Source organism: Bacteroides sp. 3_2_5 (assembly GCF_000159855.2).
GTDB lineage: Bacteria > Bacteroidota > Bacteroidia > Bacteroidales > Bacteroidaceae > Bacteroides > Bacteroides fragilis.
This window is the reverse complement of the sequence record NZ_JH636045.1, coordinates 267918-282348: the sequence shown is the minus strand read 5'-3', so window position 1 is coordinate 282348 and position 14431 is coordinate 267918. Positions and strand designations below refer to the sequence as shown.

The 14431-nt window shown below is 46.3% G+C and carries 7 protein-coding genes; 6 read left to right on the top strand and 1 reads right to left on the bottom strand.

The features are described 5' to 3' along the window. The first annotated feature begins 191 nt into the window (after nucleotides 1-191). The 4 genes from BSHG_RS03690 to BSHG_RS03705 are packed head-to-tail and all read left to right on the top strand — an operon-like array spanning nucleotide 192 to nucleotide 9086. Nucleotides 192-1262, top strand: a complete 1071-nt coding sequence (locus tag BSHG_RS03690; RefSeq protein WP_005789014.1) for an efflux RND transporter periplasmic adaptor subunit — start codon at nucleotides 192-194, stop codon at nucleotides 1260-1262. Between the two features lie 26 nt (nucleotides 1263-1288). Continuing rightward, nucleotides 1289-4366 carry an efflux RND transporter permease subunit gene (locus BSHG_RS03695; RefSeq protein WP_008661001.1) on the top strand — a complete coding sequence of 1026 codons (3078 nt, stop codon included), beginning with the start codon at nucleotides 1289-1291 and terminating at the stop codon, nucleotides 4364-4366. Between the two features lie 2 nt (nucleotides 4367-4368). Then, a complete protein-coding gene (locus BSHG_RS03700) occupies nucleotides 4369-5862 on the top strand; it encodes a TolC family protein (protein WP_005789010.1) in 1494 nt (497 codons plus the stop codon). 20 nt (nucleotides 5863-5882) lie between these two features. Continuing rightward, entirely contained in the window at nucleotides 5883-9086 is a 3204-nt protein-coding gene (locus tag BSHG_RS03705; protein WP_005789008.1) for an efflux RND transporter permease subunit, read from the top strand. A 129-nt stretch (nucleotides 9087-9215) separates the two neighbouring features. Here the strand turns inward: BSHG_RS03705 and BSHG_RS03710 are convergent, their stop codons facing one another. Further along, a complete protein-coding gene (locus BSHG_RS03710) occupies nucleotides 9216-9974 on the bottom strand; it encodes a lysophospholipid acyltransferase family protein (RefSeq protein ID WP_005789007.1) in 759 nt (252 codons plus the stop codon). Nucleotides 9975-10062: 88 nt separating this feature from the next. On the opposite strand from BSHG_RS03710, the gene BSHG_RS03715 reads away from it, so the two are divergent. Together BSHG_RS03715 and BSHG_RS03720 are read left to right on the top strand one after the other, a co-directional pair. Next, the gene (locus BSHG_RS03715) at nucleotides 10063-11295 is read left to right on the top strand and encodes an exonuclease SbcCD subunit D (RefSeq protein ID WP_008660997.1); all 1233 of its coding nucleotides are present in this window, start codon (nucleotides 10063-10065) and stop codon (nucleotides 11293-11295) included. A 147-nt stretch (nucleotides 11296-11442) separates the two neighbouring features. Beyond that, nucleotides 11443-14406: an AAA family ATPase gene (locus BSHG_RS03720; protein ID WP_032497488.1), complete on the top strand. Its 2964-nt coding sequence runs from the start codon at nucleotides 11443-11445 to the stop codon at nucleotides 14404-14406. Nucleotides 14407-14431 lie beyond the last annotated feature (25 nt).

Genomic DNA, 14431 nt, shown 5'->3' with positions numbered 1-14431 from the left:
TCTTGACGGATTAATTGGAAGAAAAGTTTTTTGTCCACCTATGTAAGTAACGTAAAAATCGTAAATTGCTAATAATTAATGGATTTAAGCTTCTGTGTTATCCGGAATTAGTCCACCATTTATTTTGAGTTTTAGAAAGTAACCAACTATATTTGCAATCATAATTAATAGAGAAAAAGTTTAATAACATTATGAAAAACCAGTATCCCTTCTATACGCTTTGTCTGGCATTGACAATGCTGACAGCTTGTTCCGGTGAGAAGAAAGAGAGTGCTTCTGAAAAAGGAGTGGAAACCGTGTTGCCCGACACGAAAAACGAGGTGTCTGTCATGACGCTCAAAAAGCAGATATTCAATCATGAATTGGTGAGTAATGGAAAAATTTCTGCCAGGGGAATGGCTGACCTGAGATTTGAAAGTGGTGAAGTGATAGCCCATATTTGGGTAAAGAACGGAGACCGGGTACGAAAGGGGCAGAAGTTGGCGGAGTTGGACAAATTCAAACTTGACAACCAGTTGTCGCAATCGGAAGACGCTTTAAAAAAGTCGGAATTGGAATTGAGGGATGTACTTATCAGTCAGGGCTATCCGGCAGACGACATTAGTCAGGTACCCGAAGAGACAATGAAGCTGGCAAAGGTGAAGAGTGGTTATGATCAGAGCAAATCACAATATGAAATGTCGAAATACAATGCAGAGCACGCTACTTTGACCGCACCTTTTGACGGAGTAGTTGCTAACCTGTTTTCGAAACCCTACAATCTGGCCAGTACTTCGGATGTATTCTGTACGGTGATCGATATGCAGGGGATGGAAGTAGATTTTACTGTACTTGAAAGTGAGTTGCCATTAATAAAGAATGGAGATAAGGTAGTGATCAAGCCCTATTCGGATGCCGCAACAGTACACGAAGGAAGTATTTCGGAAATCAACCCTTTGGTAGATGATAAAGGAATGGTGAAGGTGAAAGCCCGGGTGAACGGGGCCGGTAAGCTGTTTAGCGGGATGAATGTACGTGTCAGTGTACATCGTTCGTTGGGAGAGCAGTTGGTGATTCCGAAAAGCGCAGTCGTACTTCGTTCGGGCAAGCAGGTTGTATTTACCCTGAAAGATGGGAAGATGGCCCAATGGAACTATATTCATACCGCTTTGGAAAATGCAGACAGTTATAGTGTGGCCGACGGACTGACAGAAGGAGATACGGTCATCGTAAGCGGAAACATTAACCTGGCACACGAAGCTCCGGTCACAATCATTGAATAAGGATGAATCACTAACACAGAACAATTATGATTAAATTCCTGATACAACGTCCCATTGCCGTATTGATGGCTTTTACGGCTTGCTTCATAGTGGGGTTGGTGACGTACTTCACATTACCGGTATCGCTGTTGCCGGATATCTCCATCCCGGAGATTACCGTACAGGTATCAGCTAAAAATACCTCGGCACGTGAATTGGAAAACACAGTCGTGAAGCCTGTCCGTCAGCAATTGATTCAGGTGGCTGCCCTAAAAGACATGACCAGTGAAACGCGTGACGGTGCGGGTATTATCCGGCTTAGTTTTGATTTTGGTACCAATACGGACCTGGCATTCATAGAGGTTAACGAAAAGATTGACGCAGCTATGAACTACTTGCCTAAAGATACCGATCGTCCGAAGGTGATCAAGGCAAGTGCTACCGATATTCCGGTATTCTATCTGAATCTGACTTTAAAGACAGACAGTGCTTATGAAGAGACGGATCAGCAGGCTTTCCTGAATTTATGTGAGTTTTCAGAATCGGTAATCAAACGCCGTATCGAACAGTTGCCGGAAGTGGCAATGGTAGACGTTACCGGTTTGCTGGAAAGACAATTGCAGATTGTACCCGATATGGATAAACTGGCTATGCTTGAATTATCCATTGAAGATATTGAGACGGCTCTGGCGCAAAACAATGTAGAGCCGGGAAGCATGACCGTACGGGATGGATACTATGAATATAACATCAAGTTCTCAACTCTGCTCCGTACTGCGGAAGATGTGGAGAATATATATATCCGTAAAGGAGATCGCATCATACAGTTGAAAGAATTTTGCCGGATAGCGATAGTACCGGTCAAAGAAAAAGGAGTATCTGTGTCGAACGGTAAAAGGGCCGTGACGCTTGCCATCATTAAGCAGGCCGACGAGAACATGGACAATATGAAAGATGCTCTGTCGGAAACAATGGATTATTTCAAAAAGATCTATCCGGATATCGAGTTTAGCGTGAGTCGTAATCAAACCGAACTGCTGGACTATACAATATCCAATCTTCAGCAGAATCTCTCACTCGGTTTTGTTTTCATTTGTATCGTTGCCGTACTCTTCTTGGGAGATGTCAAATCTCCATTCATTATTGGGCTGAGTATGGTGGTGTCTATTGTCATCAGTTTCTTGTTTTTCTACCTGTGTAAAATGTCTCTCAATATCATCTCCCTGTCCGGACTGATCCTGGCACTGGGTATGATGATCGACAGTTCGATTATCGTAACGGAAAATATATCGCAATACAGGGAAAAGGGTTATTCGTTGCGGAGAGCCTGCGTGGCGGGAACAAGTGAGGTGGTGACTCCTATGCTGAGTTCTTCGTTTACGACAATCGCCGTATTTGTACCTTTGGTATTTATGAGTGGTATCGCGGGTGCTATCTTTTACGATCAGGCTTTTGCCGTTACGGTAGGATTGATGGTCTCTTATTTCACCGGTATCATGTTGCTTCCTGTTCTGTATATGTTGGTCTATCGTACCGGGATCAAAGGTGGTCCGAAGTGGTTGAGGCTGAAAATTAATAATCCTTTGAAAGAACATACTCTGGACCGCTTCTACGATAAGGGTATCGATTGGGTATTCAGTCATAAGACGTTGAGTGTATTGTTCTGTGCCATCTCTTTTCCGTTATGTATCTTCTTTTTCTACTTTATCGATAAAGAAAGAATGCCGGATATCGACGAAAATGAATTGATTACCCGTATTGAATGGAACGAAAACATTCATGTGGACGAGAATCAACGCCGGGTCGACGAATTGTTCCGTGAGTTGCAGGGAGCATCTGTGGAGCAGACAGCGTCCATCGGATTGCAGGATTACATTTTGAACCGGGAACAAGAGTTGTCGTCATCGGAGGCGGAACTTTATTTTAAGACCGAAACCTCGAAAGAGATTGTTCCGTTGCAGGAACAAATTTATCAGAAGCTGAAAGAACGTTATCCTTTGGCTGTGATTTCATTCTCTCCTCCTGAAACAGTTTTTGAGAAACTGTTTGTGACCGGTGAGGCTGATATTGTGGCCGAATTATATGCCCGCAATAAGGACAGGGCACCCGGCCCCGGTACTTTGCGTGGATTGGAGCAAACATTCGGTCAGAAGACAGGAATACCTCCTACAGGTATTGCTTTCGAAAACCAATTGAACCTCAGTATTAATCAGGAAAAGCTATTGTTGTATCAAATCTCTTATAACGAGTTGTATCGTGTGCTGAGAACTGCTTTCAAGGAAAACAGTGTAGCTATGTTGCACTCTTATCAGCAATATCTGCCTATCAGCATTGCAGGAGACGAAAAGACGGTTAACCAGGTTCTACAGGAAACCTTGATTCAGACACAACCGGACAGCAAGACGGGAGAGGTGAACTTTATTCCCTTACGGGAGCTGATAAAAGTGACTCCCGCAGAAGATTTGAAGAGTATTACAGCCGGAAGAAATGGGGAGTATATTCCTTATAAATTCTATGGAGTGGAGAATGCGGAGAAGTTGATGACCCAGGTTAAAGAAACCTCTAGCGAGACAGGAGATTGGGACATCGCCTTTTCGGGAAGCTTCTTTTCCAATCAGAAGATGCTGGACGAACTGGTGGTCATTCTGTTCATCTCCCTTTTGCTGATGTATTTCATTTTGGCGGCTCAGTTCGAGAGTTTCATGCAGCCTTTGCTGGTGTTGATGGAAATACCGATTGACGTGGCGTTTGCATTGGTATTGCTTTGGGTGTGCGGACATACATTGAACCTGATGTCGGCCATCGGTTTGATTGTGACTTGCGGTATCGTGATCAATGACTCCATCCTGAAGCTGGATGCCATCAACGAATTGCGTAAGGAGGGAGTACCATTACTGGAGGCCATTCATGAAGCCGGACGAAGAAGATTACGACCGATTATCATGACATCGTTGACCACTATTTTTGCAATGGTACCGTTACTGTTTTCGTTCGACCTTGGTTCCGAACTTCAGAAACCGCTGTCCATAGCCATGATAGGTACTATGACAATCGGTACCCTGGTGAGTTTGTTCATCATCCCTTTGTTGTATTGGTTTATTTATAGAAATAAAGAAAAACGATAGATATGAAGAAAAGATATTATATAGTAATAGCAGCCTTGCTGTTTGGGGCTTCTGTAGCGAAGGCTCAGGATCATATAAAACTCGATTTGCAGAAGACGATACAATTGGCCAATGACAGTTCACTGGAGGCATTCCGTACGCAGAATATGTATCTTTCCGGTTACTGGGAGTATCGGACTTACAAGGCCAATCGCCTGCCGAGCCTTACTTTGAATATGACTCCTGCCGAGTATAACCGGGATATCACCAAGCGATACGATTCGGAAAAGGACTTGGATGTTTATCGTAGCCAACAGTCGTTCTATGCATCGGGTAATCTGGCTATCCAGCAGAACTTCGATTTGACCGGCGGTACTTTCTACCTGCAATCGCAATTGGGATATATGCGTAGTTTTGGTGGGAACAAGACAACGCAGTTTACCAGTGTACCTATCCGGTTGGGATATTCACAGAGCCTGGTCGGATATAATTCGTTCAAGTGGGAGAGAAAGATTGAACCCTTGAAATATGAAAAAGTAAAGAAAGAGTTTGTGTATAATGTGGAAGCCGTATCCGTGCAGGCCACTACGTATTTCTTTAACCTGGCTATGGCGCAGGCCGAGTATAACCTGGCCAAGGAGAATATGGTTTCTTCGGATACGCTTTATAGCATCGGAGTGCAACGCCAGAAGATAGCAGCCATCTCGAAAGCCGACTTATTGACACTGAAGTTGGATGTGGTGAATGCACGCAATACGTTGCAGAACAAGGCTAGTGCTCTGAAACGCGCCATGTTTTCGCTGGTTTCGTTCCTGAACCTGGATAAGAATACGGTTATCGATATCGACTTGCCTGTCCGGCCTCAGGAATTGGTGATACCGGTGGACAAGGCATTGCAGATGGCACATGAAAACAATCCTCAGTTACTGGGGTTAAAGCAGAACGTACTGGAAGCCGAACGCAATGTGGACAAGACGAAAAAAGAGTCGCGTTTCAATGCGAGCGTGAATGCCAGTATCGGTTTCAACCAGGTGGCTGATAATTTTGGAGATGTGTACCACAAACCCATGCAGCAGGACTTGGTATCAGTCAGTGTCAGTATTCCGTTGGTTGACTGGGGGGTAAGGAAAGGTAAATATAACATGGCCCGCAATAACCTGAATGTGGTGAAAACTTCTGCCCGCCAGGATGAAATCAGCCTGGACGAAGAAGTGATCATGACTGTGAACGATTTCAATATTCAACAGAATATGATCACCAGTGCCGAAGAAGCACTAGACCTCTCTATCCTGGCTTATAACGAGACTCGTCAGCGGTTTATCATCGGGAAAGCAGATATCAACAGCCTGACCCTGTCTCTGAACCGTCAGCAAGAGGCACAACAGAATTACATTTCAGCCTTGCAAAACTATTGGCTGAACTATTATAAGATACGTAAACTGACGTTACATGACTTTGCTACCGGAATCTCGCTGACTGACAAGTTTGACTATGCGGGAGGACAATTGGTGCGATAGTGCTAACTAACATTGAAACGATGGATAATCCTTCTAAAATAAAAACGCAGACGAAAGCCTCTTCTTTTACGCTGATTGTCGCCTTTATATGCGTGGCGTTGATCGGTCTGGCCTTAATCCCCCTGCTTCCCGTAAAGCTGAACCCTTCGAGAACCCTGCCCGGTTTTACGGTGCAGTTCAGTATGCCCGGTACTTCGTCGAGGGTGGTGGAAATAGAGGCTACCAGTAAACTGGAGGCTATGTTGGCACGTATCAAGGGCATAAAGAATATCTATTCTACCTCCGATAATGGTTCGGGAAGCATCACCATTGAATTGGATAAGTATGCGGATATAGATGCGGTACGTTTTGAGGCTTCTACCATTATCCGGCAGACCTGGCCGCAGCTTCCCGATGGAGTGAGCTATCCTTATATCAGGATGAAGCGCCCGGACGAGAATGCTTCCCGCCCTTTTATGTCGTTTACACTCAACGCTCCTTCTACTCCTATCTTGATTCAGCAATATGCCGATGAGCATATCAAAACAAGACTGGCACAGATTCAGGGCATCTATAAGATAGACCTGAGCGGAGCTACTCCCATGGAGTGGGTCTTGGAGTATGATAGCGAACAACTGAGACGATTGGGAATTACTTTGAGTGATATCCAGCAGGCTGTCAGCCGCTATTATCTGAAAGAGTTCCTCGGTACCTATAATGTCGAATCATCTACAGGGGGTAAAGAGTGGATCCGGTTGGCGCTGATGCCTGAAACAAAAGATGAGGGTTTTGATGCATCCCGTATCCGGGTGAAGAGTGCCGAAGGTAAATTGATCAGTCTGGACGAGCTTGTAACTGTGTCCCACATGGAAGAGGCCCCCCAAAGCTATTATCGCATCAACGGACTTAACTCCATTTATCTGTCGATAACAGCAGAAGAAACTGCCAATCAATTGCAATTGAGCAAACAAGTGAAAGAAGAGATGGAGGCCATACAAAAGGTGTTGCCTGCCGGATATGAAATTCACACCAGTTATGATGCGACGGAATTTATTCACGAAGAATTGAACAAGATTTATCTGCGTACCGGCCTTACGGTTCTGATCTTGCTGTTCTTTGTGCTGATTATCACTCTGAATCCGCGTTACCTATTCTTGATTGTAGTCAGCCTGAGCATCAATATTGCGGTAGCAGTCATTTTCTATTATCTTTTTGGGTTGGAGATGCAGCTCTATTCGCTGGCCGGTATTACGGTTTCGCTCAATCTGGTGATAGACAATACGATTGTGATGACCGACCATATCCTGCACCGGCGTAACCTGAAAGCCTTTATGTCTATCCTGGCCGCTACTCTGACTACAATGGGAGCTTTGGTGATCATCTTCTTCCTTGACGAGAAGATACGGTTGAACTTGCAGGACTTTGCAGCCGTGGTGATTATCAACCTCGCCGTATCCTTGTTTGTCGCTCTGTTCTTCGTACCTGCCCTGATCGAAAAGATCGGGTTGAAAAAGAGGAAACGCCGTCGGACCCAATCCCGCTTCTTCCTTCTCCGGGCCTCTCTTCCGCGAAGAATAACGGTTTACTTTACCCGCTTCTATGGCTGGATGATACGTAAATTGTGTCGTTGGCGTGTGGCTGTCTGCATCTTGTTGATACTATTGTTCGGACTTCCGGTGTTTATGCTTCCGGATAAAGTGGAGGGTGAAGGACGTGCCACGGAGTGGTACAACAAAACCTTGGGATCGTCCACTTACAAAGAGAAGATCAAGCCGATAGTCGACAAAGCATTGGGAGGTAGTTTGCGCCTGTTTATCCAGAAGGTATACAACGGCAGCTATTTTACCCGGAACGAAGAAGTCGTGTTGTATGTATATGCCAATCTTCCGAATGGCAGTACGTTGGAGCAGATGAACGAACTGATCAAGAAGATGGAAATCTATCTGAGCCAGTTTAAAGAAATTAAGCAGTTCCAAACCTCGGTATACAATGCCCGTCGGGGTAATATCAATATCTATTTTACCAAAGAGCATCAGAATAGCGGTTTCCCCTATACACTGAAAGCCAACATTATCAGTAAGGCCCTGCAACTGGGTGGAGGTAGCTGGGGTGTATACGGCTTGCAGGATCAGGGGTTCAGTAATGATGTTCGTGAGGGAGCCGGTTCGTTTCAGGTGAAGATGTACGGATACAATTATGATGAACTGTACGAGTGGGCTGAAAAGTTGAAAGCCAAGTTGCTGACCCACAGACGGATCAAGGAAGTCATCATCAATTCGTATTTCTCTTATTGGAAAGACGATTATCAGGAGTTCTATTTTAATCTGAACCGTGAACGTATGGCGCAGGAGAATATCAATGCCAATATTCTGTTCTCCACCATCCGGCCGATATATGGTAAGAATATGGAGATCGGCTCGGTAGTGGCGGAAAATGGTTCGGAAAAGATAAAGCTTTCTTCCAAGCAGTCTCAGGAATATGATATCTGGGCCATGCAATATTTTCCGTATGGAACAGACGATAAACAGTATAAGCTGTCTGAACTGGCCACTATGGAAAAAGGGCAGATGCCCCAACAGGTTGCCAAGGAGAACCAGCAGTACAGGCTATGCCTGCAATACGAATATATCGGTTCGGGCGAGCAGGGAAACAAAATCCTGAAGCGGGATCTGGAAGAATTCAATAAAGAGTTGCCGATGGGGTATACGGCTCAGTCGGAGAGAGAGAGCTGGGGTTGGGGAAAAAAGGATAACAAGCAATACTTGCTTTTGCTGGTAGTGATTGCCATTATCTTCTTTACTACCAGTATTCTGTTCAACTCTTTGAAACAGCCTTTGGCCATCATATTCATCATTCCCGTGTCGTATATCGGGGTATTCCTGACGTTCTATTGGTTTAAGCTGAACTTTGACCAAGGTGGCTTTGCTTCGTTCGTTTTGCTATGTGGTATTACGGTGAACGCCAGTATCTATATCCTCAACGAATACAATGCCATCCGGAGGCGTCATCCCCGAATGTCGGCTTTGAGAGCTTATACCAAAGCCTGGAATGCAAAAATCCTTCCTATCTTCCTGACGGTGGTTTCCACCATCCTTGGTTTTATTCCCTTTATGGTCGGTACGGATAAGGAGGCATTCTGGTTCCCATTAGCGGCAGGAACTATCGGAGGATTGGTGATGTCTATCATCGGAATCTTTTTCTTCCTTCCGGTATTCGTGTTGAAGAAGAGGGTTGGTAAGCGTTGAATACCTTTTAAATAGTGAATGCTTTGAGCAATGGGCTCTTAAAAGATGAACGATGAACAAGCTGTGCGATAGTCAATGCAGCTTGTTCATCGTTCATTTTTTACCAGTGTTTTTTCTATTTAAGAACGTCTATCGATCCTGATCTTCGTTCTTCACCATTCCTTTGAATTTATCGGGAAGTGCACTTTCTACAGCTGTGTAAGCCTCGGCCATAGTAGCTTTCATATTATCTGCTCCTTGTCCTTTGGGAGGGATGGGATCATGAATGGTCAGAATCATGCGATGACGGTGAATCCATTTGCCGGTGCGTGGCAGGATTTCGAAAGAGCCGTCTATGGTTACGGGAACTACGGCAAGCTGTAAGTCATCTGCCAATTGAAAAGCTCCTTTTTTAAAATATCCCATGTGTCCGGTGAAAGAACGGGCTCCTTCCGGGAAGACCACTAATGATACTCCGTCCTTCAGGGAGTCTTTGGCTTGACGAATGGTTTCAAGTACCTTTTTCGGTCCCGAGCGATCTACAAAGATATGTCCTGCGCTTTCGCATGCTTTTCCGACGAAAGGAATTTTGCGAAGGCTTTTTTTCATCATCCATTTAAAGTTACGTCCCAGAAAACCATAAATCAGAAAGATATCGAATGAGCCCTGATGATTGGGGACAAAGATGTAAGAAGTTCTTTCATGTAGCTTTTCGCGCCCATGCACTTTGACCGGGATCAACAGAAAAAGGCAGATCAGTTGTGACCATATTTTCCCCGGATAATACCCCCAGATGTGGGCTCCTCCCAGCAATGAACCAACGATTGTGACAACCGCCGTGAGGATAGTCAATACTAACAAAATGGGCAATGCAATGCAGATTTGATAAATATAGTATAGTATCTTCATAATGATTTTGGTTTTAGCTTGTGCAAAAATAAACAAAATAATATTGCTGTCCTGAATAATTGCTAACTTTGTTTCAAATTTCAATAGCATGATACGTATACTACATACAGCCGATTGGCATTTGGGACAAACCTTTTTCGGGTATGACCGCACACAGGAACACGAACATTTTCTGGACTGGTTGGCCGGTGTCCTCACTAAGAACAAGATTGATGTACTGATTGTTGCCGGAGATGTCTTTGATGTTTCCAATCCGTCTGCTGCTTCCCAGCGGATGTTCTATCGTTTCATTCACAGGGTGACGACTGAGAATCCGCGATTGCAGTTGGTTGTTGTGGCCGGCAATCACGATTCGGCTGCCCGGCTGGAATCTCCTCTGCCTTTGTTGCAGGAGATGCGTACGGAGATTAAAGGAATTGTCCGTAAACAGAATGGCAAAATAGATTATGAGCATTTACTGGTAGAATTGAAGAATGCGGCGGGGGAGGTAGAAGCCCTATGCCTGGCGGTACCTTTCTTGCGACAGGGAGACTATCCGGTGGTAGAGACTGAAGGCAATCCGTATGCGGAAGGGGTGAAGGAACTGTATGCCCGTTTGTTGAAATATGCGTTGAAGAAGCGGACTGACGGACAGGCATTGGTGGCTGTCGGACACCTGCTGGCAACCGGTTCGGAGATTGCCGAGAAAGATCATAGTGAGCGCATCATCATCGGTGGTCTGGAGAGTGTATCGCCCGAGTCTTTTCCCGAACAGATTGTTTATACGGCTTTAGGGCATATCCACAAGGCTCAGCGCGTATCGGGCAGGGAGAATATCCGTTATGCCGGCAGTCCCTTACCTATGTCGTTTGCCGAGAAGCATTATCACCACGGAGTGGTAAAAGTGACTCTGGATGAAGGTTGGGCGGTTGAGATAGAGAAACTTGAATATACTCCGTTGGTGCGTTTGCTAAGTATCCCTGCCACAGAAGCTGCGGCTCCGGACGAGGTGCTGGATGAATTGCGCGGGCTGGAACTACCGGAAGATGAACCGATGCCCTATCTGGAAGTCAAGGTGAAACTAAGCGAACCGGAGCCGATGTTGCGGCAGCAAGTGGAAGAAATACTGGAAGGCAAGCCGGTCCGGCTGGCCCGTATCGTTTCTTTCTATCGGCAGGCGGCAGAGGGGAGCGTGGAAGAAGAAACCCTGACCGCCGGATTGCAGGAGATGAATCCCTTACAGATTGTGAAAGCAACCTTTGAGAACAGTTACCAGACGGAGATGCCGGAAGAACTGGTAAATTTGTTCCAGGAGGCTTGCCGGACCATCAATTTAGAATGAATCAAATAGGAATTCACCACAGATTACCGGAGATTACACAGATCACCATTAGGATTCACACAGATCTTTTAATCTTTACTATCAACGAGATCATCTATTGATCTGTGTTAATCCGTGTAATCTGTGGTGAAAGCAAACCGAATAACCATGAAGATACTAACCATACGATTAAAAAATCTGGCTTCCATTGAAGGAACTTTTGAAATTGATTTCCAAGCCGAGCCTTTACGCTCTGCCGGAATTTTTGCGATATCCGGACCTACAGGAGCCGGAAAATCTACGATACTGGATGCGCTCTGTCTGGCGCTGTATGATAAGACACCCCGCTTCTCCGCTTCGGTCGAGAGTCTTTATATGTCAGATATCGGTGAGAGTCGGGTGAATCAGGCCGATGTGAAGAATATCCTTCGCAGAGGGACGGGAGAGGGATTTGCCGAAGTTGATTTTTTAGGAGCATCCGGACACTGTTATCGTTCTCGTTGGTCGGTACGCCGGACAGGAAGCCGGGCTAACGGTGCTTTGCGGTCGCAGACGATACAAGTGACCGATCTGACTGCCAATCAGGAACTACAGGGAACGAGGAAAGAGTTGTTGGCACAATTGGTGACTTTGGTCGGTTTGACTTACGAACAGTTTACCCGTACGGTGCTGCTTGCCCAGAATGACTTCGCTACTTTCTTGAAATCCCGTGAGTCTGCCAAAGCCGAGTTGCTCGAGAAGCTGACCGGAACGGAGATATACTCCCGTATTTCCAGTGAAATCTATCTGCGTAGCAAAACAGCCGATGCAGAACTGAATCAGCTGAAGAGCAATGCCACTCTGATCGAACTGCTTTCCGAAGAGGAAATCACTCTTCTACGGACCGAAAAAGAGAGTCTGACCAACCTTCGTGAACAGGGAAGCAAAGCATTGATAGACCTGAATGCACAGCTATCGGTGCTGCATACTCTGAAGTTGCAGCAGGAGCAGCGTGATAAGAAAGTGCAGGATATGCGGCTGGATGAAGAAAAAAGTAAGAAGCTCCGGGAAGAATATACACGCCAGTCCGACTCTCTCATTCGCTTCAGGGGACAGTGTGAAGCTGTGCAACCCGATCTTAGCCGGGCACGTGAACTGGATGTTCAGATCCAATCACTGGTCAGCCAATCTAAGCAGGTAGAGGAGATACTGCAAGGTGCTGAAAAGGCAGTGAATGCACAAGCCAATAAATTGCAATCTGTGCAGGGAGCCCTGCATACTTCCTGCCATTCGTTGAAGAATCTGACGGGAGAGATCGAGCTACCGGTTACGGAAGAGACCGGGCTATTTCTTGAATCTGTCCGGAACAGGCTGAAAGAGCAGGAAGACCAACTTGCCATTCTTCAGGAAAAGAACGAAGCGCGTGTGAACCGTCTGAATGCTTTTGGGATTGAAGCGGTGACTGACGAGCAAGCCCGATGGATGCAGGAACAAACCCGTTTGCAGAATGCCCGCCAGCAGATGTTGGAATGGAGAAAAGCGGGGACAGAGGCCGAACGTCTGAAAGCACAACAGGAAGAGATGGGGCACAAACAAGAACAGATGCGGAAAGAGATAACCCTTCTGACCACCCGGTTGTCAGAGAAGGAGGCTGAACTGAAAGTGCTGCAACGCCTTTTTGAGAATGCCCGTATCGCGATGGGGAAAGACGTTCGGACCTTGCGGCAGAATTTGCGTGAGAATGAACCGTGTCCGGTATGTGGGGGCACTGACCATCCTTATAGGAATGAGGAACAGGTAGTCCATAGCCTGTATCAGAACATCGAACAGGAATATCAAACCGCATCTGCTGAGTATCAGCAACTAAATAACCGGAATATTGCCTTGAAACAGGATTTGCTTCATCTGTCGGAATTGTCCGGAGAGATAACCGTACAGTTGCAGGCGTTCCTCCAAGAGGCTGAGCAGAAACGTCCTTCGTCTGAAGAGGAGCAAAATCCGGACTATTTTGAGAAACAATTGCATACCGTGCAAGGGAAGCTAAATCTGCTCGCGGAGAAAATGCACCAATACCATCAGCTCTACAAGGAATGGCAACAGCATGAGGGGCAGATCAGGACGGCTCGCTCGGCTTGTGAGGCTTTGCGCGAAGGGGTGGCCCGTTGCCATCTGTTGATGCAGCAAGTTCTGGCTGCTAAAGAGCAATTTGAACTACTGAAAACGGCGGAAACGACTGCTCGGGAGCAGTTCCGAGTGGTCAGTGAACAATTGATAACTCTCCGTCAGGAACGGGCTCCTTTGTTGAAAGGCAAATCTGTTGAGGATGCGGAAGCCGCTATTCGGAAAAAAGAGAAACAATTAAACGATTCCGTGGAACAGGTGCGCAAGGAGGGAGAAGAAGTCCAGTCGCGTATTTCCGGTATGCAGGGAGAGATCAGGCAACTGAACAGCTCCATCGACGAATTGATGCTTCGGAAAGAACAGATAGCCGATCCGGAACATTTGCCGGAGACGATCGCCCGCCGGCAAGCCACCAATCAGGAGACCGAACGGCGTCTGTCGACCGTCGAAGCACGTCTTTTGCAACAGGAGCAAAACCGGAAGAAGCTGAAGCAACTGGAGCAGGAACTGACCGAAAAACAGGAGACAGCCAACCGATGGGGAAAACTCAATAAACTGATTGGCAGTGCGGACGGGACAAAGTTCAAGGTGATTGCCCAAAGCTATACGTTGAATCTGTTGCTGATGCATGCCAACAAGCACCTGTCTTATCTATCGAAACGTTACCGGTTGCAGCAGGTGCCGGGAACGCTCGCCCTGCAAGTGATCGACTGCGATATGTGTGACGAGGTGCGTACCGTCTATTCTCTTTCCGGCGGAGAATCTTTTCTGATCTCCCTGGCGTTGGCTCTCGGCCTGTCGTCTCTTTCAAGCAATAACCTGAAAGTGGAGTCACTTTTCATCGATGAAGGTTTCGGTTCGCTCGATGCCGACAGTTTGCGCACGGTGATGGAAGCTCTCGAGCAATTGCAGATGCAGGGACGGAAGATCGGAGTCATTTCCCATGTACAGGAGATGAGTGAGCGCATCGCCGTGCAAGTGCAACTCCATCGTGCGGCGAATGGGAAGAGTGCTATCACTTTGACAAATTGATAATTGGAAATCGTCAGGCTGCGTT

Coding starts and splice junctions, on each gene's coding strand:
- BSHG_RS03690 (WP_005789014.1), top strand. CDS start 192: ATGAAAAACCAGTATCCCTTCTATACGCTTTGTCTGGCATTGACAATG.
- BSHG_RS03695 (WP_008661001.1), top strand. CDS start 1,289: ATGATTAAATTCCTGATACAACGTCCCATTGCCGTATTGATGGCTTTT.
- BSHG_RS03700 (WP_005789010.1), top strand. CDS start 4,369: ATGAAGAAAAGATATTATATAGTAATAGCAGCCTTGCTGTTTGGGGCT.
- BSHG_RS03705 (WP_005789008.1), top strand. CDS start 5,883: ATGGATAATCCTTCTAAAATAAAAACGCAGACGAAAGCCTCTTCTTTT.
- BSHG_RS03710 (WP_005789007.1), bottom strand. CDS start 9,974: ATGAAGATACTATACTATATTTATCAAATCTGCATTGCATTGCCCATT.
- BSHG_RS03715 (WP_008660997.1), top strand. CDS start 10,063: ATGATACGTATACTACATACAGCCGATTGGCATTTGGGACAAACCTTT.
- BSHG_RS03720 (WP_032497488.1), top strand. CDS start 11,443: ATGAAGATACTAACCATACGATTAAAAAATCTGGCTTCCATTGAAGGA.